The following is a 24304-nucleotide window of genomic DNA, read 5'->3' as shown; positions in this document are numbered from 1 at the left end:
CCTCACACGAGGGAGTCGCGCCAGGCCTGGTGCAGCTGCGCGAACTTGCCGGTGCCGGAGATGAGTTCGTCCGGTGTTCCGTCCTCGATGATCCGGCCGGATTCCATCACGAGCACGCGGTCGGCGATCTCGACGGTGGATAGGCGGTGGGCGATGATGATCGCAGTCCGGCCCTCGAGCACCGTGGCCAGAGCGTTCTGCACCAGGCGTTCGGACGGGATGTCGAGGTGAGCGGTCGCCTCGTCGAGGACGACGACATCCGGATCGGCGAGGAACACTCGGGCGAATGACACGAGCTGACGCTGTCCCGAACTCAGCCGACCGCCGCGCTTCTTCACATCCGTGGCATAGCCCTCGGGCAGCCGTCTGATGTACGCATCCAAGCCGACGGCGGTCGCTGCGGCAACAACATCCTCGTCGCTGGCGTTCGGGTTGCCGATGCGGATGTTGTCGGCGATGGTGCCGGCGAAGAGGAACGACTCCTGAGTGACCATGACGACCGATGATCGCAGCTGCGCGTCATCGAGGTCACGCAGATCCACCTCGTCAAGAGTGATCCGGCCAACGCTTGGATCGTAGAAGCGGGTGACGAGCTTGACCAGGGTCGACTTGCCCGCGCCGGTGGCCCCGACGAGCGCGACGATCTGCCCCGCAGGGATGTGGAGGCTGAAGCGGGGGAGGACATCGGGGCCGTCTGCGTACGCGAAGCGGACCTGATCGAGATCGAGGGCGCGACCGCTGGCCGAGTTCGTCGGTGCGGAGTCGGCATCCGCAGACGGGGCCGCACCGCTCGCGTGCTCAGGCAGCGCACGCGGCTGGGTCGGTTCGACCACCTCGGGGTCGGTGTCGAGGACCGCCGCGATCTTCTCCAACGCCGCCGAGGCGGACTGATAGAGATTGAACGCCTGCACGAGTTCGTCGAGTGGGCCGTAGAAACGGCGCAGGTAGAGGATGAACGCGGCGAGCACGCCGATCTGCGTCCACCCCTCGATGACGAGCCACGCACCGATGACGATGATGACCGTCTGCGTGACGTTGCCGATCAGCCGCGTCCACCCGGCGAACCACGCCACCCCGCGCAGGGCATCCGTGTTCGCATCCCGGTAGCGGGCATCCTGATCGCTCAGGGTCCCGCGCCGCTCGGGCTGACGGCGATATGCCTGCACGGCGCGGATGCCGCCCATCGTCTCGACGAAGTGGACGATGACCTTCGCAATCGACGTCCGCGTCCGCCGGTAGGCGCTGCGCTGAGTCGAATGCGCGGACTTCGTGATGAAGAACAGCGGCACGAACCCGGCGAAGACGACGATCGCCAGCGGTATATCGAGGACCACCAGGGTGACGGCGATGAAGAGCATCTGCAGCACCGCCAGCGCCGTATCGAAGAGCGAATACGACAGGAACTGCTGCACCGACTCCATATCCGAGGTCTGCCGGGACACGAGCCGACCCGAGGTCGACTTCTCGTGATAGCCCAGGTCAAGACGCTGCACATGAGTGAAGACCCGCTCGCGCAGAGTGAAGAGGATCTTCTGCGCGGTGATCCCGACCAGCCGGGTCGACGTGAACGCCAGAATCGCCCCGGCGACCGCCGAGACGATGAAGAGCGTGACCGCCCGAATCAGCGGATCCATATCGCCGTCGATCGCCGCCGGAACGCCGTTATCGAGGGCATCGGCGATGAAGACCGGCCCGATGACCATGAAGACGGCTGTGAGCACGACGATGACGGCGAGGAACACGACCATTGCCAGATGCGGCCTGACCAGCGACATCAGCAGGGCGCGCGCCTTCTTCGCAATGTCCGGCGGCAGCTGCTCGATTTCGTCGTCGCTGTCGAGACGGGGCATGCTCATGAGGGTCCTCCTCCCGTCGCCGAGGCGGTCGTCCCCGGATGCGTGTGCGCATCGGACTTCGCGCTCGCCCCCATGAGCTCGCGGTAGAGCTTCGAGGATTCGAGCAGCTGTTCGTGCGTGCCCAGTGCCGCAACCCGTCCTTCATCGAGCACAGCCACGACATCGGCCAGAGCCGCCGTGGAGGGCCGGTGGGCGATGATGAGAGTCGTCGAATCCGGCAGGATCTCCCGCAGGGCCCGCTGCACCCGATCCTCGGTGTCGACATCGACGGCCGAGAGCGGATCGTCGAGGACGAGGATGCGCGGACGCCCGATGACCGCACGAGCCAGAGCGAGGCGCTGACGCTGACCGCCGGACAGCGACAGCCCCTGCTCGCCGACCTGCGTGTCCAACCCATCGGGCAGTCGGGAGACGAAGTCCTTCGCCGCCGCGATCTCGAGGGCCTCCCAGATCTCATCCTCGCTCGCACCGGGCGCACCCATCGCGACATTCTCGGCGACCGAGGTCGAGAACAGAATCGGATCCTCGAAGGACACGGAGACGAGGTGGCGCAGCTCGTTGACCGGCATATCCCGGATATCGACGTCGTCGATGCTCACCGTCCCGGCTGAGATGTCTTGCAGCCGGGGCACCAACGACGCCAGCGTCGTCTTCCCCGAGCCGGTCGCCCCGACGAGAGCGAGGGTCTGACCGGGCTCGATGGTGAGATCGAGGCCCTGCAGTGTCAGCCGTTCGGTATCGGCGAAATGGAAGTCGACATCGTCGAAGCGCAGCTTCCCGCTGTACCGCCCGACTTCGGGAGCGTCGTCGACACCGCCGTCGGTATCGGTGATGTCGTGGCGGATGTCGATGACCTCCCAGTACCTGCCGGCGGCGGTCAGCGCCATGAGCGCATCGGCGAGCAGGAAGCCGAGCATCTCGATGGGCATACGCAGCACCATCGAGATCGTCACCGCCGCCACAACCGTGCCGATCGTCGTCCAGCCTTCGATGACTCCCCACGTGCCGACGGCGACGATCGCGGCCTGCGCCAGGGTCGGCAGCAGCAGGAGCACGCTCCACAGCCATGAGTCGAGCTTCGCTTTGCGGATCTCCAAGGACTTCAGCCGAGTCGAGATCTCGGAGAAGCGCTCGGCGGCCCAGGGGGAGCGGCCGAAGGACTTGAGGATGCGGATGCCCTGAATGGATTCCTCGACGTCCGTGGTCAGTTCGCCCATGGTGTCCTGCGACCGGCGGGAGGTCTCGCGGTAGTGCTTCTCGAAGACGGCGACCGCGATGATCGCCGGCACCGCCATGATGATCATGATCAGACCGAACACGGGCTGCATGATCACGAGCATCACCGTGCCGACGGCGAGCACGATCGGTGTGGAGAGGAGGAACGGCAGACCGAACGCGAAGAAGCGACGCAGCTGGGACAGATCATTCACCGCGCGCGAGAGCAGCTGGCCGGACTCCCAGGAATCATGGATCGCCACCGAGGTGTACTGCAGACGATCGAACAGACGCGAACGCCACGTCACCTCCCAATGCGAGACGACGGGAGCGACGATCATGCGCCTCGCCCACATTCCGACCGCCTCGGCGATGCCGATGAACAGCACCCCGAGAATCGGCAGCCACAAGGCCGACAGATCGCGGTGGGCGATGGGCCCGTCGACGATGTAGCCGGTGATCACGGGGACGATGAGCTGGATTCCGTTGGCCAGGAGAGTGAGGACGAGCACGAGCACGTATACGCCGATGCGGGAGCGGAGATCAGGCCAGAAACGGAGGAGGGGGCGCACGATACTCCAGCCTAGTCGGACACTGTGACCTATTCCACGAATCCGGCGAACGGGCTTCCCGTTTCTCTGTGCGCTGAATCGGACTGTCTTTCTGCGCTGAATGACACTGCTGAATAGCGCTGACGGGCCGTGGACCGTGGGCAGATGTGATCGCGGCGCCGCCTCGGCGAGTCTCGCATGGCAACTATCCGAAGTCTCGAATGTTGGGACGAACGATTGCGAGGTTTGACACCCTCAAGCGCTGCGGTGAACTATTGAGGCATGACTCACCTTCTTGTCGTCGTTATTAGCCAGCGCGCGGATCTTCCGTAGCCTGTCGAGACGACACGTTCCGCGCGCCCCTACCGAATCCGGAGGGGCTTTTTTAATGCGGAGATGAGAAGGAAACCTAGGAAGGATAGGAATCGATGGCAGCCAAGCCCTCGACCGCGAAGGACACGGGCACTCAACCCGCGTCCGCACCGGTCACAGCCACACCGTCCAGTATTCGCCGCAACACCGGCCCCGAGGTCCTCACCGGCGCGCAGGCGATCGTCCGCAGCCTCGAGAAGCTCGAGGTCGACACGGTATTCGGGCTTCCCGGCGGCACCATCCTTCCCACCTATGACCCGCTCTTCGAGACCGAGAAGATCCGCCATATCCTCGTCCGCCATGAGCAGGGCGCCGGCCACGCGGCCGAAGGCTATGCGGCCGCATCCGGCAAGCTCGGCGTGTGCATCGCCACCTCGGGTCCGGGTGCGACCAACCTCATCACGGCGCTGGCCGACGCGAACATGGACTCCGTGCCGATGCTCGCGATCACCGGCCAGCAGGCCTCGACGCTGCTCGGCACCGACGCATTCCAGGAAGCCGATATCGTCGGCATGACGATGCCGGTGACCAAGCACAGCTTCCTCGTCACCCGCGCCGAGGATATCCCCGGAGTCCTCGTCAACGCCCACCACATCGCAACCACCGGTCGTCCCGGCCCCGTGCTCGTCGACATCACCAAGGACGCCCAGACCGGCACGGCTCCGTTCGTCTGGCCGGAGGAGCCGGCGCTGTCCGGCTACCGCCCGATCCTCAAGCCGCACGCCAAGCAGATCCGCGAGGCCGCGCGTCTGATGTCGGAGGCTCAGCGCCCCGTGTTCTACATCGGCGGCGGAGTCATCCGCTCGGAGGCCGAGAAGGAGCTGCTGCGCCTGGCCGAGGCCACGAACATCCCCGTGGTCACCACGCTCATGGCCCGAGGAGCTTTCCCCGACTCCCACCAGCTGCACCTGGGCATGCCCGGAATGCACGGCAGCGTGCCTGCCGTCACCGCCTTCCAGAAGGCCGACCTGCTCATCGCCATCGGCGCCCGCTTCGACGACCGAGTGACCGGCAAGCTCGATTCCTTCGCCCCGAACGCGCAGGTCATCCACGCCGATATCGACCCGGCCGAGATCGGCAAGAACCGCGAGGTCGATGTCGCGATCGTCGGCGATGCCCGCGAAGTGCTCGCCGAGATGCTCGCGGAGATGCGCAGCAAGTTCCCCAAGGCCCTGGAGCGTCAGCGCGAACCGTGGTGGCGCTTCCTCAATCGTCTCAAGCAGACCTACCCGCTCGGCTACGAGACGCACGGCGAGCTGTGCGATCCGCAGTACGTCATCTCCCGGATCTCCGCGCTCACCGGCCCCGAGGCGGTCTATGCCGCAGGAGTGGGGCAGCACCAGATGTGGGCGGCTCAGTTCGTCGAATTCGAACGCCCCAAGTCGTGGCTCAACTCCGGTGGACTCGGCACCATGGGCTACTCCGTTCCCGCGGCCATGGGTGCGAAGGTCAGCCAGCCCGACCGCGTGGTGTGGGCGATCGACGGTGACGGCTGCTTCCAGATGACGAATCAGGAACTGGCCACCTGCGCGCTCAACAACATTCCGATCAAGGTCGCGATCATCAACAACTCGTCGCTGGGCATGGTCCGCCAGTGGCAGACCCTGTTCTACGACGGCCGCTACTCGAACACCGACCTCAACACCGGTCACGAGACGATCCGCATCCCCGACTTCGTCAAACTGGCCGAAGCCTACGGCTGCGAAGCGCTGCGCGTGGACCGCAACGAGGATGTCGACGCCGCGATCGAGAAGGCGCTGTCGATCAATGACCGACCGGTCGTCCTCGACTTCACGGTCCCGCCGGATGCGATGGTGTGGCCGATGGTCGCGGCAGGTGTGTCGAACGATGAGATCGAGTACGCCCGCGGCATCCGCCCCGAATTCGACGGGGAGGGCGAAGAGGAAGCCGAGGCCGCCATCGCCGAGGCTGGAGCGAACGAAGACGGCACGGTGCGTTCCGTGGCTCAGATCGAAGGAGGCCTGGAATGAACAACAGCCGGCACACACTCTCTGTCCTGGTCGAGAATAAGCCCGGTGTGCTCACCCGGTTCACCGGGCTCATCGCCCGTCGCGGCTTCAACATCCACAGCCTCGCCGTCGGTGTGACCGAGCACGAAGAGCTCTCGCGGATCACGGTGGTCGTCGACGTCAACGATGTTCCCCTGGAACAGGTGACGAAGCAGCTGAACAAGCTCGTCAACGTCATCAAGATCGTCGAGCTCGAACCCGAGACCTCGGTGCGTCGTGCGCACATCATCTACAAGGTCAAGGCGAATGCGGCGACACGTCCGCAGGTCGCCTCGGCGGTGGAGATGTTCCGCGCGAAGATCGTCGACGTCGGACCCGACTCCGTGAGCATCGAGGCCACCGGTGAACTCGGCAAGGTCGAAGCGCTGCGCGAGGTCCTCGAGCCCTTCGGCATCAAGGAGATCGTGCAGTCGGGAACCGTGGCCATCGGCCGTGGGGCGAAGTCGATCACCGACCGCGCCCTCCGGAGCTGATTTCGCGTTCCAACCTGTGGAACCCCCGTCATCTCAATAAGTGAACAGCAGTACCGAACTGTGAAACAATGGGGACATCATCCCGTAAGCATAAGGAGCTAGAACTATGGCAGCAGAACGCTATTACGACGACAATGCAGACCTGTCGATCATCCAGGGCAAGAAGGTCGCCGTCATCGGCTACGGCAGCCAGGGCCACGCCCACTCGCTGAGCCTGCGCGACTCCGGCGCAGAAGTCCGCATCGGTCTCAAGGAAGGCTCGGCCAGCCGCGACAAGGCAGCAGCCGAAGGCCTCGAGGTCGGCACCCCCGCCGAGGTGGCCGCATGGGCCGATGTCATCACCATCGCCGCTCCCGACCAGGTTCAGGCCGAGATCTTCAACAGCGAGATCAAGGATCAGCTGGCTCCCGGCAAGACCCTCGTGTTCATCCACGGCTTCAACATCCGCTACGACTACATCAAGGCACCCGAGGGCGTCGACGTCATCATGGTCGCCCCGAAGGGACCCGGCCACGTGGTCCGTCGTGAGTTCGTCGACGGCCGCGGTGTGCCCGTGCTCGTCGCCGTCGAGGTCGACGCATCCGGCAAGGCCTGGGACACCGTCCTGTCCTACGCCAAGGGCATCGGCGGCCTGCGCGCCGGCGGAATCAAGACCACCTTCACCGAGGAGACCGAGACCGACCTGTTCGGTGAGCAGACCGTGCTCTGCGGCGGCGTCTCGCACCTCGTCCAGTACGGCTTCGAGACCCTGACCGAGGCCGGCTACCAGCCCGAGATCGCCTACTTCGAGGTCCTCCACGAGCTCAAGCTCATCGTCGACCTCATGGTCGAAGGCGGCATCGCCAAGCAGCGTTGGTCCTGCTCCGACACCGCTGAGTACGGCGACTACGTCTCCGGCCCGCGCGTCATCACCCCCGAGGTGAAGGAGAACATGAAGGGCGTCCTCGACGACATCCAGAACGGAAAGTTCGCCGAGCGCTTTATGAACGACCAGAAGAACGGCGCACCGGAGTTCAAGGAGCTGCGCGCCAAGGAAGAGCAGCACCCGATCGAGTCCACCGGTCGCGAACTGCGCAAGATGTTCGCATGGCTCAAGGACTCGGACGACGACTACACCGAGGGCACTGCCGCTCGCTGAGTCTGATCGCTCGACACTGAGCAGAACTGAGCAGAGGAGCCCCGGACACCGTTTGGTGTCCGGGGCTCCTGCGCATTCACCCGGGAGAATCTTCCGACGGCGGCACCGAACTGGACTAGTGTGGAGGTGTGACGAATTACAGATTCGAAGACTTCGAGCCCACCATCGACGAAGCCACCGGCGAGCCGGATGAGCGCACCAAGGCGTACTTCGCCTCGACGAGCGTCGGCTTCCACGACCCCCGCTCCACGGATAAGGCCCTGGTCGGACGAGTGAAGCGGGCGATCGCCGATGGGCGCAAGCTCACGGCCGTCTACGCCGACCAGGAGTTCGGACACGGACTGGACTCGTCCATCCCGGTCGCGACCTTCGCGTGGTTCGAAAAGCTCGTCAATGTCGGCGGCGGCCGCCTGGTCCCCGGCCACCTCATCACCTGGATCACGGTGCGCCCGACGCATCGCCGTCGCGGACTCCTCCGATCGCTGATGACCACGGACCTCGCCGAGGCGAAGGCCGCCGGCTACCCGTTCGCCGCGCTGACCGCGACCGAAGGCGGAATCTACTCGCGGTTCGGATTCGGCGTGGCGACCTGGCTGCGTTCGATCGAGGTCGACACCTCACCCGGGTTCAAGATGGTCCGCGAACCCGATCGCCGCGTCGAGATGTGCCTGCCCAGTGAGCTGCGCGAGCTGGCTCCGAAGATCTACCACCGTTTCATGCGCACCTCGCCCGGGGCGATGGAGCGCCAGCAGACTTACATCGAACGCGCCACCGGTGCCCTCAACGTCGAGACCGGCGAAGAGGACCGCGGGGTCCGCGCGGCTCTGCACTTCGACGAACAGGGTGAGCCCGACGGCTATGTGTCCTACAAGTTCGCCGGCTGGTCGAAGTCGCCGCCGACCGTTGACATCATCGACTTCGTGGCCGCCACCGATGCGGCCTACGCCTCCCTGTGGTCGTTCCTCGCCGCCATCGACCTCTCGACCCGCGTGACCTTCGGCGAGTCCGCCGAATACTCGCCGCTGCCGTGGCTGCTCACCGATTCGCGGCGCGTGAAGACCGTCGCCAGTGAAGACAACATCTGGATCCGCATCCTCGACGTCAAGGCCGCGCTCGAGGCCCGACCCTGGTACGTGCCCGGGACGCTGACGATCGACATCGACGATTCCCTCGACCTCGCCGGCGGGCGGTACACGATCACATCGGACGGCACCGATGCCGAGGTGACCCCCGCCTCCGATTCGACGCCGGCAGATCTGGGGCTCGGCATCGCCGAGCTCGGGTCCCTGTTCCTCGGCGGTGCCGATCCCGTCATCCTCGCCCGGGCTGGACGCATCGATGAGCACACACCGGGGTCCGCTGTGCTCGCCAGTGCGATGTTCAGTCTCGGCCGGGCGCCGTATTCGCCGAACGGATTCTGAGCACGCCGCGGATTCTGAGCAACCCGAACGGTCTGTTGAGCGATTGTTCCCAGAATCTGAGACCTTGTGAAGGAATCCTGAAAGTCTCATAAGGTGGACGCGTCCCGGACGCAACAGGAGGAAATCAGTGCCCAAGCCCGTCGTGCTCATCGCCGAAGAACTGTCACCGGCCACCATCGAAGCTCTCGGAGGAGACTTCGAGATCCGTCACACCGAGGGCGCTGACCGATCCCAGCTCCTGCCCGCCATCGCCGACGCCGATGCGATCCTCGTCCGGTCGGCCACGCAGGTCGATGCCGAAGCCATCAACGCTGCGAAGAACCTCAAGGTCATCGCCCGCGCCGGAGTCGGACTCGACAATGTCGATGTCCCCGCAGCCACCTCGGCGGGTGTCATGGTCGTCAACGCACCCACGTCGAACATCATCTCGGCAGCCGAGCTGACGATGGCTCACATCCTCGGTTCGGCTCGCTACTTCGGTGCCGGAAACACTTCGCTGAAGGCAGGGGAGTGGAACCGGAAGAAGTACACCGGCGTAGAACTCTACGAGAAGACCCTGGGCATCGTCGGCCTCGGCCGCATCGGCGGACTCGTCGCCGAGCGCGCGAAGGCCTTCGGCATGCGCCTCGTCGGCTACGATCCCTACATCACTCAGGCCCGTGCGGCTCAGATGGGCGTCGAGGTCCTCGACCTGCCTGGTCTGCTCGCCGTGTCCGACTTCGTCACCGTGCACATGCCCAAGACGCCGGAGACCGTCGGCATGATCAGCACCGAGGAGCTCAAGGCCGCCAAGCCCGGAACCCGGTTCATCAACGTCGCCCGCGGCGGCATCATCGACGAGGCGGCCCTGGCCGAGGCCGTGGCCAGCGGTGAGGTCGGCGGAGCCGGAATCGACGTCTGGAACGTCGAACCGCCGGAGCACTCGGCGCTCATGGACCTCGACGCCGTCAACGTCACCCCGCACCTGGGCGCCTCGACCCATGAGGCCCAGGAGAAGGCCGGCGTCGCCGTGGCGAAGTCCGTGCGCAAGGCCCTGGCCGGCGAGCTCGTCCCCGATGCGGTCAACGTCGCAGGAGGTGCCATCCACGAGGATGTGCGTCCCGGCATTCCCCTGGCCGAACGTCTGGGCCGGGTCGTCAATGCGCTGGCCGACTCCTCGGTCACGCACTTCAAGGTCGAGGTCAACGGCGAGATCGCCGACAAGGACGTCTCCGTCCTCAAGCTCTCCGCACTCAAGGGCCTGTTCAAGGACGTCGTGTCCGACCAGGTCTCCTATGTCAATGCTCCGCTGCTGGCCGAAGAGCGCGGAATCGGCGTCGAGCTCGTCACCGATCCGTACTGCGAATCGTTCCGCAACATCACCCGTCTCACCGCGACGACGAGCAGCGGGCAGCGCATCTCCGTGTCCGGCACCGTGACCGGACCGAAGCTCGTGCAGAAGCTCACCGAAGTCGACGGCTACTCGCTCGAGATCGAGCTGACCGACAACCTGCTCATCTTCCGCTACGAGGACCGTCCGGGAATCATCGGTCAGCTGGGTCTGGCGCTGGGTGCCAACAACGTCAATATCGCGGGCATGCAGGTCTCGCCCGCGTCGACGAGCAACGAGGCGCTGTCCGTCCTGGCAGTGGATTCGGTCGTCTCGGACGAGGTCGTCAAGGCCGTGGCCGGTGCCGTGAACGCTTCGGCCTTCACCGGCGTCTCGCTCCAGGAGGACTGAGGATCGGAAGATTTCCAGATCATCTTGGCCCGCATCAGCGGTAGTTGAAGGAGATGAGCGATGCTCGAAGTCGTTGACTCGATTGTTGGGATTGCGGGAGTTCTAGTTGCGGCTATCGGCGGCTTTATCGCGTTACGAACGTACGTTGCGGACTCTCAGCTACGACAGGAGGCTGACGAGCGAGCCCAAGAAGCTACTGCGCGTTCGGTTAATTTTCGAGTTAAGGGTGCCAATCGCGTCGTCTGCTCTTATGATCCGCAATTCTCAAATATAGATGACCAGAAACTTGATAAATATTTTGTGAGTCTTTCTATTGAAGATTCGGACCATCGACCTCTATTCTTGCGTAATTCCGGCTCTGAGCTGGTGATTGAGAATTTAGGTGTTAGTCGGGCCGTTGTCTACAAGGTGGTAATTGATTGGTACGTGTATTTTGCGGATCAAGGCCGGGGGCTGACCATCACTGGTGAGAACTCTTACATGGTGGATACAGCAACTATTGCAGGAGGCTATGAGAAGGTCCATTCTTGGAAGCAGTCATGGACTCCAGGTGATCCGACTGGTGCGGATAAGTCGTTGCCGTGGGGTCCGGATCGCGATTTTGATTATCCGATAATTCGAGGCGGGCAAGCGGAGCACTACGATCTGGACGAGTTTGTATCATTTGTTCTGTTGGCTCACGTGAGTGAAAATGTGGACGAATCGAGAATTATTTGTGGTATTAGGGCTGAGATCGATTATGTGGAGTTGATGGATAGTTCCGGCAAATATTGGAAGAAGACTGCTACCAGCTTGTCTGAAACCACGAATGACTACGCCAAATAGCTTCTCAGCAAGAGGACCCGTTCAATCCGCAAGCCACAGAGCGAAGCGGGGTGAGCGGGTCTTCTGCGCTGCCAGGGTCCAGAATTCGTCGACGAGAACGGCGACGGCGATGCCGATGAAGGCACCGGCGATCGTGTCGGTGAGCCAATGGACCTGGAGCGCGGTCCGCGACCACATCATGCCGAGGATCCAGATCCCGGCGAGGATGAACGACCAATGGAAGCCCATCCTCGGTGCTTGTGCTTCTGTTGCCTGGGTTGCCGATCCGCGCCGCTGATGACGGCGGCAGGCGATGATGGCCAGACTCATGGCCAGTGCGGCAGCGCCCATCGAATGCCCAGAGGGATAGGAGAATCCCAAGGATGCGTAGAGCTGGTCGCCGGGGCGCAGCCGGGTGACGATGGCCTTGAGGAGCTCCGAGGCGGCGATGCCGGCGAACATCGTGGTGACGAGGAAGATCGCCGAGCGCAGGCGTCTGCGCAGCACGAAGATGCTCGCGAGCAGCGCGGTGCAGATGACCACACCGGTACCGCCGCCGACCTCGGCGAGGACGACGGCGATCCAGTACGGCACCGAGCCTCTATCGAGGCCGGCGAGCTCCAGCCACGACTGATCGACCGGCGTGGGGCCGATGCGCTCGAGATGCAGCCACAGTCCGAAGGCGATGACGAGCAGGACGGCGGGCAGTGTTGCCCACAGCAGCCAAGGCGGCTGTCGGCTCAAGCGTTCCAGAGACCGTAGGCGTCGGCCATGGACGCGATCTTCTTGGCGCGGGCCAGGCGCGGCAGGTAGGAGCCGTCGGTGATCTCGGATCCGCCTTCGGCGGCTTCGAGCATCTGGCGGGCCCAATCGCGTTCGTCTTCGCTCGGGCTCATCGCCTCGTTGAGGGTGTTGACCTGGTCGACGGTGAGGACGAGCTTTCCGGTCATGCCCATCATGTGTGTGACTTCGGCATCGGCCCAGACCTTCTCATCATCGGCATCGGCGGCCGAAGGGCCGTCGATGGGTCCGGGCAGGCCGCCCATGCGGGAAGCGATCGTCAGGCGTGAGCGGGCATAGGCCAGAGCCATCGGATCGCCGGAGAAGCCGGTGTCCTTGCGGAAGTCATTGGTGCCGAAGGCCAGACGGAAGGTGCCGGGCGCCTCGGCGATGCGGGTGGCGTTCTCCACTCCGCGGGCCGATTCCAGGAGGGCGAGCACGGGCAGGCCGGCCTTCGCGCGCATCGCGGTGTAGGACACTTGCTCGGGGCGTTCGGTCTCGGGCAGCATGACTCCGCGCAGGCCCGGAAGCATGGCGACGGCGGCGAGGTCGTCGGCCCAGAACTCGGATTCCATCTTGTTGATCCGCACCCAGGCGGACATTCCCGAGTCGAGGGCGCGCACGACATTGTCGCGGGCTTCGATCTTCTTGTCATCGGCGACAGAAGCCTCGAGGTCGAAGATGACGGAATCCGCTTCCGAGGTCTGCGCAGGAGTGAACAGCTCCTCCCTCGCAGCATTGACGAGCAGCCAGGACCGGGAGAGTTTGGCGGGCAGAGCTGCGGCGCGGGCGTTGCGGATGATTTCGGTCAATGATCGACTTTCTCTCGGGGCTGGTTGCGGTTGGCCCCCACGGGGTTTGGGGTGCTGTCTCCATTTTCGTCCCTGCGGCGTCGGATGTGTAGCCGAGAACAGTGATTGAGACGTGAATTTGTTCATGTCGGCACACGAAGCGCGGGGCAGCGGCGGGTGCGGCGGTCTTCGTCCGATGTGTTCGCGCCGCTGCTGCGCCGACGTCGCTGCATCTCCGCCCTCTGCGACGGCGCAGACGACGGTTCACATTGTAAGACACTGTAGTTGTATCGTGAGATTGAGTCTTATTCTGTGAGCATGAAGTTCTCAATCGCAGTCATGCCCGGAGATGGAATCGGCAACGAGGTCGTCCCCGAAGGCCTCAAAGTCCTCAAGCGCGCCATCGAGGTGTCCGGCGAGCCCGTCGAGCTCGAGCTCACCGACTACACCGTCGGCGCGCAGCGCTACCACGAGACCGGTGAGACGCTCACCGAGGAAGAGCTCGAATCGCTGCGTGGACATGATGCTATCTTCTTCGGCGCCTGCGGGGATCCGTCCGTGCCCTCCGGCGTGCTCGAGCGCGGAGTCATCCTCAAGATGCGCTTCGGGCTGGGCCATGCAGTGAACCTGCGTCCCTCGAAGCTGTTCGCCGGAGTCACCAGCCCGCTGGCCGATCCCGGCAAGATCGACTTCGTCGTCGTCCGTGAGGGCACCGAAGGTTCGTACACCGGATCGGGTGGATCCGTGCGCACGGACACCCCGCAGGAAGTTGCGACCGAGGTCTCGGTCAACACCTGGTACGGAGTCGAGCGCGCGGTCCGCGACGCCTTCGCCCGCGCCCAGGCCCGGAACAAGAAGCTCACCTACGTGCACAAGCACAATGTCATGGTCCATGCTGGTCACCTGTGGCGTCGCGTGGTCGAGAAGGTCGGCCAGGAGTACCCCGAGGTGGCCGTCAACTACGAGCACACCGATGCGTGCACGATCTACATGGTCACGAACCCCGAGCGCTACGACGTCATCGTCACCGACAACCTCTTCGGTGACATCCTCACCGACCTCGCTGCTGCGGTGACCGGCGGAATCGGTCTGGCCGCCTCGGGGAACCTCAATGTCGAAGGAACCGCGCCGAGCCTGTTCGAGCCGATCCACGGGTCCGCTCCGGACATCGCCGGCCAGCAGATCGCCGACCCGACCGCCTCGATCCTCTCGGGAGCCCTCATGGCCTCCCACCTGGGACTCGCGACCGTGGCGAAGGCGATCGAGACGGCCGTTGAGGCCGACCTTGCCGAGCGCGACGGAACGAAGCGGTCCACCACCGAGGTGGGCGACGCGATCGCGGCACGTCTCGGCTGACGTGATCGACCGCCTCGGCGAGGGGGCGGGCAGGTGACGACGGGGTCACCTCTGCGAGGTTGAACCCAAACGAGCGACACCTGTTCTCAGGGTCGACGACATCACCCCGGTGCGACGAGCACCGGGGTGATGGACTACCCTGAAAGTGTCACTCATCACAAATGAGAAGAGAGTTTTCATGACAGATTTCACCGTTCTTAAGAACCTCCAGCCGCAACCCGAGCTGGTGCGCGAGAACATCAAGAAGGACCCCGGTTTCGGCCAGTACTTCACCGACCATATGGCGCACATCCGATACACGGTCGATGACGGTTGGCAGGGGCACGAGGTCCGGCCGTATGGGCCGCTGCTGCTCGATCCGGCGGCCGCAGTTCTCCACTATGCCCAGGAGGTCTTCGAAGGGCTCAAGGCCTACCGTCACGCCGACGGTTCGGTGTGGACTTTCCGACCCGAGCGCAACGCCGCGCGCATCAACAAGTCCGCCGAACGCCTCGCGCTGCCGCAGCTGTCCGAAGAGGACTTCATCGATTCGCTCAAGCAGCTGGTCAGCCTTGACCAGGCCTGGGTCCCGACGCCGGAGTCGGAAGCCGACGAGTCGAGCATGTACCTGCGCCCGTTCATGATCGCCACGGAGCGCTTCCTCGGCGTGCGGGCGAGCCACGAGGTCGACTACTACGTCATCGCCTCGCCGGCCGGACCCTACTTCTCCGGCGGCATCAAGCCGCTGTCGATCTGGCTCTCGCCGAAGCTCAAGCGCGCCGGCGCCGGCGGCACCGGTTTCGCAAAGTGCGGCGGCAACTATGCATCGTCGCTGGTGGCAACCAATGAGGCGGCCGCCAATGGGTGCCAGCAGGTGCTCTTCACCGATTCGGTCGAGAACAAGTACATCGACGAGCTCGGCGGTATGAACCTCATGCTCGTGACGAAGGACGGCAAGCTGCTCACTCCTGCGCTCAGCGATTCGATCCTCGACGGTGTCACCCGCCGTTCGCTGCTCGAGCTCGCTCCGCAGCTCGGGCTTGAGCCCGAAGAGCGTCAGATCTCCATCGAAGAGTGGCGTGAGGGTGCTGCCAGCGGCGAGATCGTCGAGGCATTCGCATGCGGCACCGCTGCGGTCATCACGCCGATCAGCAAGCTCGTCAGCGAAGACTTCACCATCGACCATGGTGAGGACGCTGGTGAGAAGACCATGGAGCTGCGCAAGACGCTGCTCGACATCCAGTACGGACGCGTCGAGGACAAGAACAGCTGGCTCGTGCGCCTGGCCTGATTCGTTAGGCACCGTCTGGTCTGTGCGGCGCCGGCGGATGTAAGTGGCTCCGTCTGCTTCGAGCAGTGCTGACTGTTGTGGGTGGTGTGGCCCGGCTTGGGCGCGTCCCGACCATGCTCATGAGGCGGGCCATGCTGTTGAGGCGGGCCGTACTGGTGAGGCGGGCCGCTGCGACGAGATTCGCGGCGGCCCGCCTTCTGCTGTGCTCGCACCTGGAACGTTTTACTCAATTGTGCGTTAATTGAGGTACTGTGGCCTCGTGCACACGACCACCTCGGCGTCGGTACCGACAGCCTCCGAAGTCATCGCTCGCCTGCCATGGAAATGGCGCACTCAAGGTGCCATCTTCTTCATCGGCGGGCTCGGTTTCATGTTCGACGCATGGGACGTCGCCCTCAACGGATTCCTCATTCCGCTGCTCAGCGACTATTGGAGTCTCAGCGTCGGCCAGGCCGCCTGGATCGCGACCGCCAACCTCATCGGCATGGCTCTCGGGGCCTTCATCTGGGGCGGCATCGCCGATGTCATCGGGCGGAAGAAAGCGTTCACCCTCACGCTCCTCGTGTTCTCGATCTTCACCGTCGCCGGAGCATTCGCACCCGCCTACGGGTGGTTCATCCTCTTCCGTTTCCTCGCCGGATTCGGGCTCGGCGGATGCATCCCCGTCGACTACGCCCTGGTCGGGGAGTTCACTCCCAGCCGCCACCGCGGACGTGTCCTCACCGCGATGGACGGCTGGTGGCCGATCGGAGCTTCGCTCTGCGCGTTCGTGTCGGCCTACCTGCTCGACTTCGGGGACTGGCGACTGATCATGCTCGTCATGATCATTCCCGCCCTGCTCACCGTCGCCGTGCGTTTCGGAATTCCGGAATCACCTCTCTATCTCGCCTCCGTCGGGCGCTACGAAGAGGCCGACGCCATCATCGCCCGCCTCGTCGAACGCACCGGCGCCGACGTCACCGAATGGACACACGAGCCAGTGGGCAGCCATGGCGCGGGGCCGGCCACGGCCGGTGCAGATGCAACGCCGACCTCGGGCTCGGGGCCTGCGGCACCGACACCGGGCTCTCGACCAGCGACGCCGACCCCGGGTGCGGGATCTGCGACACCGTCCCCGGACGCAAGGCCAGCGACATCGGCCAACGGACCCGAGGTCGGCAGACAGCTGCGTGCAGCCAGCGGTCAGCTCATACAGCTGTGGCAGCACTCCGCGAAGACGACACTTGTTGCCTGGGCGCTCTTCGTCTCCGTCCTTCTTGTCTACTATGCGGCACTGACATGGCTGCCGGGGATCCTCAAAAAGCAGGGGCTCGCCGATCAGGCGGCGTTCCTTGTCACCGGGGCGATGACTGCAGTGGGCATCCTCGGCGTGATCGTCTCCGCGCTCATCGTCGAACGGTTCGGTCGTAAGTGGGTGCTCGGCGTCTCGTCGATCGTGGCCGCGGTGCTGCTCGTCGGGGCGGCAGTGTTCATCGAGGCCTCCGGCGCCGAACTCACGTTCACGGCGAAGGCTGCGATCATCGGGTTCGGTTTCGTCATCCAGATCGCCATTCCGACGCTCTACACCTACGTCTCCGAGCTCTATCCGACCCGACTGCGCGGATCCGGTTTCGGCTGGGCATCAGCGGCGTCGAGATTGGCCACGGGAATCGCCCCGATCGTATTCGGTGCGTTCATGTGGCCGGTGCTCGGACTGACCCTGACGTTCATTCTCACCGGTGCGCTTGTGGTCGTCGCAGTGCTGCTCATGGGCTTCCTCGCTCGAGAGACCACAGGCGAAGAACTGAGCTGAGCTCGCTCATCTCTCCGTTCCGAGGTTGCTCCGTTCGGGGCTCTTCCAGTCTGAACCCCGGCAACGCCGAGGAAGTGCCCTGAAATCGCGCGCATAGTTTCTGACCTGCGAGAACGCTGGTCAGAATTCTCGTGTCAGTGCCGACCTATAGTGTTCTGGGCATGGAGGCAACGCAGGTTCCAGACGCACTCACCGACATCCTTCGGTGGCGCGACAGCCTGTCCGAATTGCCTCCGGCCAAGACCGAGGAAGAAGCGATCGATCGCATCACGGCGCTCGAGGAGCTGACCTCCGCGTGCGCCGCCGCGCAGGCTCGCGAAACTCTGACGTTCGACATGCTCCGCCGCAACCGCGAAGCCGAGGACGGGGTTGCCAGTAAGAAACAAGGACGGGGCCTCGGCGCCGAGGTGGCCTTGGCGCGGAAGGTCTCGCGCTCCCGCGGAGACGCACTGCTGAAATTCTCCCGCACTCTGCTCGTGGACCTGCCCAAGACATACGCGGCGATGAAGAGCGGCGACATCTCCGAAGAGAAGGCGCGGGTCGTCGCCAAAGAGTCCGACTGGCTTCCACGGGAGAAGAAACACGAGCTCGACGAGCGCATGGCCGAACGACTCCCAGAGGTCGGCGTCAGGCGCCTCGGCAATGAAGTGCGGGCGCTGGCTCAGAAGCTCGACCAGCAGGCCGCGGTCGACCACTTGGAGCGCTGTGTCGAAGATCGTTCGGTCAGTGTGCGTCCCGCGCCGGGCAACATGGCCTATCTGACCGCGCTGCTGCCGATGTCGCAAGCTGTGGCTGCATTCGCCAACCTCAAGAAGTCGGCGCAGACCGTCATCGCCACGGGTGATGCAGGCGGACGATCGCAGAGCCAGATTGCGGCCGATCTGTTGGTTGAGCGACTGACCGGGCAGGAATCCGCCCAGGCTGTGCCGACCGAGGTCCACCTCATCATGCAGGAGAGCAGCCTGTTCGGACCAGGAGAAGAATCGGCGTGGTTCCCCGGCGTCGGACCGATCCCGGCGAAAGCCGCACGGAACATCGTGGCCGAGAACGAAGCCGCCACTTTCATCCGCAGGCTGTACACGCGGCCTGAAGATGGTCAGCTCGTCCGGATGGACTCGCGCCGTCGGGAATTCTCGGGTCTGCTGCGACGCATGGTCGTCTTCCGCGACGATGTCTGTCGCTCGCCCTGGTGCGAGGCGCCCATCAAACACGCCGATCACGCCGAAGGAGTTGCTGCCGGCGGGGAAACCGACTGGGACAACTCGTCTGGACTGTGTGCGGCCTGCAACTATCTCAAGGAACTTGGCGGGTGGCTCCATAAGGCGACAGCCGATGCCCTCGAGGTGGTCACGCCGACCGGCCACCACTACAAGACCCGCACCAAACCACTCGGTCCTCCCGATCCCAGGCGGGCTTCCGACGCCAAGCGTGCTTCCGACCAGGTAGAACTCTTTGGCAGTGAGCGCGATCCCGGTCGGCAACATGGCCCCGAACCGGGGGAGCGCCATGACGAAACCTCGGATGAGGCGACTGCCACGCCGCCGGGCGACAGAGCTCGTGCTGAACCACTGAGTGCAGATCCTGAGTTTTCGGTGATGATCCCATGGCGGTACAGACGCCGGAGCTCGCAGCCTGCAACCGTCGATATCGGCGGGACGACTGTTGGAATCGACATCTTTGATGCCGACGAACGACCGATGAGTCCCATCGAAGAACTCCTCTGCGCCGCGATCCTCGAACATAGGGGCAGGCGGTGACCCCGTTCGACAGCTAGGTGGAAGAGCCGTGCCCCGAGTCATCGCCCAGGAGGAAGAGCGGTTGCCAGGGGCGGCGAAGGAGCGGGCGAGGCCCTGCTCATAAGCTGTCCTCCGGGGCGATGGCAAGTGGTCACCGAAAGTTCAACTGCCTGCTCCATCGCAGGATTATGGTGATAGTTATGAACGACCTCAACGGGCAGCCGTCGCCCGGTGACTTCCTTGCACGCTCCGTCCAAGCAGACGGCCCAGCGGTCGAGATCGTGTGGGGAATGCTCAAGGGGTTGGGCTCATTGTGGCGGGGCGTGCCCTCGGGCCCGGGGATCTCCGGAGTCCTCCCTCCCCGCAGCGAGATCGAAGCGCTCTACGGCGCGGCTGCCGCTGAACCACCGCTGAACGAGGACCCCCGGTTCGCGGCGATGTTTGCCGATGTCTACGACATCTCCGTCCGCAACGGACAGGTGCTAATGACGTTGACACGGGCCCAGCCCGACGGACGGCTGAGCTCATTCGCCTACGGCCACCATTGGAAATGGGAAGAACAGAAGTATCCTTGGGCATTCGAACTGCAGAGCCGCCTCGGCGAGGCTTCGACCGAACTCGAATCGACCTTTGCCCTCAATCTGCTCGCCCGTGATCCGAAACAGCGCGATCGAGGCTTGGGCCGGCGAACTCTCGAAGCGTGGATCGGGGAGGTCGGACAGTACGGCTGCTGGCTGCAGACCGACGACATCGACAGCCCGGCACGACGGCTCTACGAGAGACTCGGCTTCACCGAGCTCGGCCACGGACCCGAAGCCCCCAACGGGCAGCCCGGCCTGGTCATGTTCCGCAGCCCACGGTGACGCACCCACGTCAGCGGCGGTCACTAGGATGGGGACATGCGTGAAGAAGACTCCCCAGCGACGGCCCCGACGACGAGCGCCGATCTGCCCGAAGACGAAAACCTCTGGCTCGAAGACATCTACGGCGAGGAGCAGATCGCCTGGGTGAAGAACCAGAATGCGAAGACCCTCGAGCGATTCCACGACGACCTCTTCGACAGCATCTCCGGTGATCTGCGCACCGCGCTCGACTCCGACGACCGCATTCCGATGGTCACCAAACGCGGCGACCACTTCTATAACTTCTGGCGGGATCAGACGAACCCGAAGGGCCTGTGGCGACGCACCACCTGGGACAGCTACCGCACTTCAGCACCCGAGTGGGAGGTGCTGCTCGACCTCGACGCGCTGGCCGCAGAGGAAGACACTGCCTGGGTCTGGTCAGGAGCGATGGTTCGCCGCAGCGACAATCGGCGCGCACTCGTCCTCCTGTCCCCGGACGGAGGCGACTCGCACCGAGTCCGCGAATTCGACCTCAACGACCGCACCTTCGTCGACGGCGGCTTCGACATCCCCGCAGCCAAGACGCGGCTGGCCTGGCTTGATGATGACACCGTGCTCGTCGCCACCGAAACCGACGCCGACTCATTGACGACCTCGTCGTATCCACGCCAAGCCAGAGCCCTCCGCCGAGGCCAGAGCCTCGACGACGCCCCGATCGTCGCCGAAGTGCCCCGTGACCATGTGGCGATCTTCGTCGGCAGCGATATCCGGCCCGACGCCGAAACCACCGATCGCGCCGTCATCGTCGATGCCATCGACTTCTTCAATTCGACGATGAGCTTCCTCGACCTCGACGACATCACGGCCGCAGACGGTTCGCTCTCCACCGAACCGGCGAAGTGGGCCGACTCGCTCAACTGGGTCGACGTTCCCACCGACGTCGAGGTCGGCTTCGAACGCGACCTCGTGCTCTTCCGTCCCCAGTCGACGTGGAAGTCCGCCACCACCGAGGTGGCAGCCGGCGGCCTTGCCATCGCCGATATCGACGCGGTCAAGGCAGGCGAGATCACTCCGCACGTGATCTTCACCCCGGATGCCCACACCTCGCTGCAGTCCTTCACCTTCACACGCGACTACCTCGTGCTCGAGCTGCTCGCCGACGTGCAGTCGAAGCTCACAGTCCTCGATTTGGGCAACGACTTCGCCGAATCCACCCTGCCCGGTGTTCCTGCCAATCACATGGTCGGCCTTCGCGCGGTCGACAAGTTCGATCCGGCCACCGCCAACGACTTCTGGATGGTCAGCACCGGTTTCCTCACTGCCTCGACCCTGTCGTACGGAACCTTGGGAACGGACTCGGCTGAACCCACAACAGAGGTGATCAAATCGGCACCGGCGATGTTCGATGCCGAAGGACTGAGCGTTCAGCAGCACTTCGCCACCAGCGCCGACGGAACGAAGATCCCGTACTTCCAGATCGGGGCCGAGGGCCTCGTGCTCGACGGTGACAATCCCACACTGCTCGACGGCTACGGCGGATTCGAAGTCAGCCGCACTCCCGGATACTCACCCGTCGTGGGTATCGGCTGGCTGAGTCGGAGCACCACCGGAAGCACCCTCCCAGAAGGCCGCCGAGGCGTCTACGTGCTGGCGAACATCCGCGGCGGTGGCGAATACGGACCCGAGTGGCACACCTCCGCTATGCGGGAGAACCGGATGCGCTGCTATGAAGACCATTCGGCCGTGGCGCGCGATCTCATCGCTCGCGGAGTGACGAGCCCGAAGACTCTCGCCTGCGCCGGCGGATCGAACGGGGGCCTGCTGGTCGGCAATATGCTCACCCAGTATCCCGAGCTCTTCGGCGCAATCTCCTGCGGAGTTCCGCTGCTGGACATGGCCCGATACACGAAGCTGAGCGCCGGCTATTCGTGGAAAGCCGAATACGGTGACCCGGACGTGGCCGAGGACTGGGCGTTCATCAAGGAATTCTCGCCCTACCATCTCCTCGAAGACAGGCAGGACTATCCGCCGGTGCTGTTCTGGACGGCGACCTCGGATGACCGGGTGGGACCTGTACAGGCCCGGAAGATGGCGGCCCGGATGCAGGCTCAGGGAATTGAGAACGTGTGGTTCTTCGAAGACACCGAAGGCGGACATTCCGCCGCTTCGGACAATGAGCAGACCGCGTTCACCCGGGCCCTGAGCTACCGGTTCATGTGGAACGCACTGACAGGAGAGTAGGTTGGGAGACATGACGAACGAGACGCAGCACTTCCACGGCGAATACAAGGTCATCGGCGGCAAACTCGTCGTCGCCGATGTGACCTCCGACGGTAAGACCATCACCGAGTTGAAGATCTCCGGTGACTTCTTCCTCGAACCCGAAGAAGCCTACTTCGATCTCGCACCGGCCCTCGTCGGCGCCAGTGTCTACGCCGACAACGCGACACTGCGCGGCCGCCTCGACGAGGCCTTGGCCGGCTACGGTTCGGAACTGGCGATGCACGGGTTCTCCACTGCCGACATCGCCACGGTCGTGCGTCGAGCGTTGGGTTCGGCGGCGAACTTCACGGACTTCGACTGGCAGGTCATCCGCGGCGAGGTGCTGCCCACTCAGCTCAATGTCGCGCTCGATCAGGTTCTGCTCGAAGAGGTCGCGGCAGGTCGTCGCCAGCCGACGCTGCGGTTCTGGGAGTGGGAGGACACGGCCACCGTCATCGGGGCGTTCCAGTCCTACGTCAACGAGTTGCGGCCCGAAGGTGTGGACAAGCACGACGTTCAGGTCGTACGTCGCATCTCCGGCGGCGGAGCCATGTTCATGGAGGGCGGTAACTGCATCACCTATTCGATGTTCGTCCCGCCTGCCCTCGTCGCCGGTCTCGACTACGAGGAGTCGTACGTGTTCCTCGACCAGTGGGTGCTCGCGGCTCTGAAGACCCTCGGGGTGGAGGCGTTCTACAAGCCGATCAACGACATCTCCTCGACCGGCGGCAAGATCGGCGGTGCCGCACAGAAGCGGATGCGCGACGGCACACTGCTCCACCACGCGACGATGAGTTATGACATCGACGCGGACAAGATGGTCGAGGTTCTGCGCATCGGCGAAGCGAAGATCTCCGACAAAGGCGTGGCGAGTGCGAAGAAGCGCGTCGATCCGCTGCGGAGCCAGACCGGTGAGGCACGCAAGGACATCATCGATGTCATGGCCGACACCTTCGCCAGCCGATATGGGGCCACCTTTGGCACCTACACCCCGGAGGAGCTCAAGCGGGCGCAGGAACTCGTCGACGAGAAATTCGGGACCGAGAAGTGGACGCACCGGGTGCCGTGAACGCCTCCGAACCCACCGTTTTCCGGGGCACGATCGTGGCTCTCGGCGGCGGTGGGTTCTCGATGTCCGAAACCGGGAACTCGGCCATTGACGACGAACTTCTGCTGATGGCGAGGCGGCGGACGTCCGCAGACAGAGGTCGATCGACTTCCGCAGATGTGAGTGGGCGAGGTGCCGCATCCGGGCTTCCGCGAGTCTGCTTCGTCCCCACCGCCTCCGGCGACAGCCGTGACTACATCGAGAGGTTCGAAGCGGCTTTCGACGGTCGAGCAAAGACCCACGTCCTCTCCCTGTTCGGACAGAGTCCGTGGGACTATGAGGATCCGGCGATGCTGCTCGACATGGACCTCATCTATGTCGGCGGCGGCTCGACAGCGAACCTGCTCAGCCTCTGGCGTCGGCATGGAGTCGACGATCTGATGAGGAAGGCGGCTGCCGGCGGCACGATCCTCGCCGGGATCAGCGCCGGTGCGAACTGCTGGTTCGACGCCTCTTCGACGGATTCGTTCGGTCCGCTGGCACCGTTGAGCGACGGGCTCGGGTTTCTGCGGGGGAGTTCCTGCCCGCACTTCCACGGAGAACCAGGGCGGGAGGAATCCTTCCTCGGCTGGATCACGGATGGGAGCCTGCCCGCACCGGGGATCGTCGTCGATGACCATGCCGCGGTCGTCTACGTGGACAGTGTGGCCACCTCGGTGATGGTGGAATCTGCGGATGCCGCGGCCTATGTCGTCGATGCGGGCGGAAGCTTACGCAACCTCGACGAACATGGACGCTTCGAGGCTTCCAGCCAACAGGGCTGAGACGAACAGAATTTCGGCGC

The 24304-nt window shown here is 64.2% G+C and carries 18 protein-coding genes; 14 read left to right on the top strand and 4 right to left on the bottom strand.

What is annotated here, in order from left to right; translation table 11 throughout:
* Nucleotides 1–2 precede the first annotated feature (2 nt).
* Both GUY30_RS11650 and GUY30_RS11645 read right to left on the bottom strand, forming a co-directional pair.
* Nucleotides 3–1856: an ABC transporter ATP-binding protein gene (locus GUY30_RS11650; RefSeq protein WP_167197643.1), complete on the bottom strand. Its 1854-nt coding sequence runs from the start codon at nt 1854–1856 to the stop codon at nt 3–5.
* Nucleotides 1853–3643, bottom strand: coding sequence for an ABC transporter ATP-binding protein (locus GUY30_RS11645; RefSeq protein ID WP_167197641.1), 1791 nt, complete (start codon nt 3641–3643; stop codon nt 1853–1855). The genes GUY30_RS11650 and GUY30_RS11645 overlap by 4 nt, the downstream gene beginning before the upstream one ends.
* A gap of 407 nt (nt 3644–4050) precedes the next feature.
* Here GUY30_RS11645 and GUY30_RS11640 point away from each other — a divergent pair, with 407 nt between their 5' ends.
* The 6 genes from GUY30_RS11640 to GUY30_RS11615 all read left to right on the top strand — a co-directional run bounded on the left by GUY30_RS11640 (nt 4051) and on the right by GUY30_RS11615 (nt 11601).
* A complete protein-coding gene (locus GUY30_RS11640) occupies nt 4051–5985 on the top strand; it encodes an acetolactate synthase large subunit (protein ID WP_167197638.1) in 1935 nt (644 codons plus the stop codon).
* A complete protein-coding gene (ilvN, locus tag GUY30_RS11635) occupies nt 5982–6497 on the top strand; it encodes an acetolactate synthase small subunit (RefSeq protein WP_167197635.1) in 516 nt (171 codons plus the stop codon). The genes GUY30_RS11640 and ilvN overlap by 4 nt, the downstream gene beginning before the upstream one ends.
* Before the next feature lie 106 nt (nt 6498–6603).
* Entirely contained in the window at nt 6604–7635 is a 1032-nt protein-coding gene (gene ilvC, locus GUY30_RS11630; RefSeq protein WP_167197632.1) for a ketol-acid reductoisomerase, read from the top strand.
* A gap of 128 nt (nt 7636–7763) precedes the next feature.
* The gene (locus GUY30_RS11625) at nt 7764–9056 is read left to right on the top strand and encodes a GNAT family N-acetyltransferase (RefSeq protein ID WP_167197629.1); all 1293 of its coding nucleotides are present in this window, start codon (nt 7764–7766) and stop codon (nt 9054–9056) included.
* Between the two features lie 127 nt (nt 9057–9183).
* Nucleotides 9184–10776: a phosphoglycerate dehydrogenase gene (serA, locus tag GUY30_RS11620; RefSeq protein ID WP_167197626.1), complete on the top strand. Its 1593-nt coding sequence runs from the start codon at nt 9184–9186 to the stop codon at nt 10774–10776.
* Between the two features lie 60 nt (nt 10777–10836).
* The gene (locus GUY30_RS11615; protein WP_167197623.1) at nt 10837–11601 is read left to right on the top strand and encodes a hypothetical protein; all 765 of its coding nucleotides are present in this window, start codon (nt 10837–10839) and stop codon (nt 11599–11601) included.
* A gap of 21 nt (nt 11602–11622) precedes the next feature.
* Here the strand turns inward: GUY30_RS11615 and GUY30_RS11610 are convergent, their stop codons facing one another.
* Together GUY30_RS11610 and GUY30_RS11605 are read right to left on the bottom strand one after the other, a co-directional pair.
* A complete protein-coding gene (locus GUY30_RS11610) occupies nt 11623–12324 on the bottom strand; it encodes a phosphatase PAP2 family protein (RefSeq protein ID WP_167197620.1) in 702 nt (233 codons plus the stop codon).
* The gene (locus GUY30_RS11605; RefSeq protein WP_139468861.1) at nt 12321–13172 is read right to left on the bottom strand and encodes an HpcH/HpaI aldolase/citrate lyase family protein; all 852 of its coding nucleotides are present in this window, start codon (nt 13170–13172) and stop codon (nt 12321–12323) included. The genes GUY30_RS11610 and GUY30_RS11605 overlap by 4 nt, the downstream gene beginning before the upstream one ends.
* Nucleotides 13173–13469: 297 nt before the next feature.
* Here GUY30_RS11605 and GUY30_RS11600 point away from each other — a divergent pair, with 297 nt between their 5' ends.
* The 8 genes from GUY30_RS11600 (at nt 13470) to GUY30_RS11565 (ending at nt 24284) form a co-directional block, all read left to right on the top strand.
* On the top strand, nt 13470–14507 hold the full coding sequence (locus GUY30_RS11600) for a 3-isopropylmalate dehydrogenase (RefSeq protein WP_167197617.1): 1038 nt from the start codon (nt 13470–13472) through the stop codon (nt 14505–14507).
* Nucleotides 14508–14685: 178 nt separating this feature from the next.
* Nucleotides 14686–15777: a branched-chain amino acid aminotransferase gene (locus GUY30_RS11595; protein ID WP_167197614.1), complete on the top strand. Its 1092-nt coding sequence runs from the start codon at nt 14686–14688 to the stop codon at nt 15775–15777.
* Between the two features lie 259 nt (nt 15778–16036).
* A complete protein-coding gene (locus tag GUY30_RS11590) occupies nt 16037–17569 on the top strand; it encodes an MFS transporter (RefSeq protein ID WP_167197611.1) in 1533 nt (510 codons plus the stop codon).
* 161 nt (nt 17570–17730) lie between these two features.
* The gene (locus tag GUY30_RS11585) at nt 17731–19326 is read left to right on the top strand and encodes an HNH endonuclease (RefSeq protein ID WP_167197608.1); all 1596 of its coding nucleotides are present in this window, start codon (nt 17731–17733) and stop codon (nt 19324–19326) included.
* A gap of 179 nt (nt 19327–19505) precedes the next feature.
* Nucleotides 19506–20168 carry a GNAT family N-acetyltransferase gene (locus GUY30_RS11580; protein ID WP_167197605.1) on the top strand — a complete coding sequence of 221 codons (663 nt, stop codon included), beginning with the start codon at nt 19506–19508 and terminating at the stop codon, nt 20166–20168.
* A 36-nt stretch (nt 20169–20204) separates the two neighbouring features.
* On the top strand, nt 20205–22391 hold the full coding sequence (locus GUY30_RS11575; RefSeq protein ID WP_167197602.1) for a prolyl oligopeptidase family serine peptidase: 2187 nt from the start codon (nt 20205–20207) through the stop codon (nt 22389–22391).
* Between the two features lie 10 nt (nt 22392–22401).
* Complete coding sequence (locus tag GUY30_RS11570) at nt 22402–23481, top strand: lipoate-protein ligase small subunit (RefSeq protein ID WP_167197599.1); 1080 nt, start codon at nt 22402–22404, stop codon at nt 23479–23481.
* A gap of 158 nt (nt 23482–23639) precedes the next feature.
* Nucleotides 23640–24284: a Type 1 glutamine amidotransferase-like domain-containing protein gene (locus tag GUY30_RS11565; RefSeq protein ID WP_228281275.1), complete on the top strand. Its 645-nt coding sequence runs from the start codon at nt 23640–23642 to the stop codon at nt 24282–24284.
* The last annotated feature ends 20 nt before the right edge of the window (nt 24285–24304 follow it).

This window comes from Brevibacterium pigmentatum, from assembly GCF_011617465.1.
GTDB classification, from domain to species: domain Bacteria; phylum Actinomycetota; class Actinomycetes; order Actinomycetales; family Brevibacteriaceae; genus Brevibacterium; species Brevibacterium pigmentatum.
This window is presented reverse-complemented; position numbering and strand designations above follow the sequence as displayed.

Coding starts and splice junctions, on each gene's coding strand:
- ilvC (WP_167197632.1), top strand. CDS start 6,604: ATGGCAGCAGAACGCTATTACGACGACAATGCAGACCTGTCGATCATC.
- GUY30_RS11600 (WP_167197617.1), top strand. CDS start 13,470: ATGAAGTTCTCAATCGCAGTCATGCCCGGAGATGGAATCGGCAACGAG.
- GUY30_RS11640 (WP_167197638.1), top strand. CDS start 4,051: ATGGCAGCCAAGCCCTCGACCGCGAAGGACACGGGCACTCAACCCGCG.
- GUY30_RS11575 (WP_167197602.1), top strand. CDS start 20,205: ATGCGTGAAGAAGACTCCCCAGCGACGGCCCCGACGACGAGCGCCGAT.
- GUY30_RS11595 (WP_167197614.1), top strand. CDS start 14,686: ATGACAGATTTCACCGTTCTTAAGAACCTCCAGCCGCAACCCGAGCTG.
- GUY30_RS11580 (WP_167197605.1), top strand. CDS start 19,506: ATGAACGACCTCAACGGGCAGCCGTCGCCCGGTGACTTCCTTGCACGC.
- GUY30_RS11615 (WP_167197623.1), top strand. CDS start 10,837: ATGCTCGAAGTCGTTGACTCGATTGTTGGGATTGCGGGAGTTCTAGTT.
- GUY30_RS11585 (WP_167197608.1), top strand. CDS start 17,731: ATGGAGGCAACGCAGGTTCCAGACGCACTCACCGACATCCTTCGGTGG.
- GUY30_RS11650 (WP_167197643.1), bottom strand. CDS start 1,856: ATGAGCATGCCCCGTCTCGACAGCGACGACGAAATCGAGCAGCTGCCG.
- GUY30_RS11570 (WP_167197599.1), top strand. CDS start 22,402: ATGACGAACGAGACGCAGCACTTCCACGGCGAATACAAGGTCATCGGC.
- ilvN (WP_167197635.1), top strand. CDS start 5,982: ATGAACAACAGCCGGCACACACTCTCTGTCCTGGTCGAGAATAAGCCC.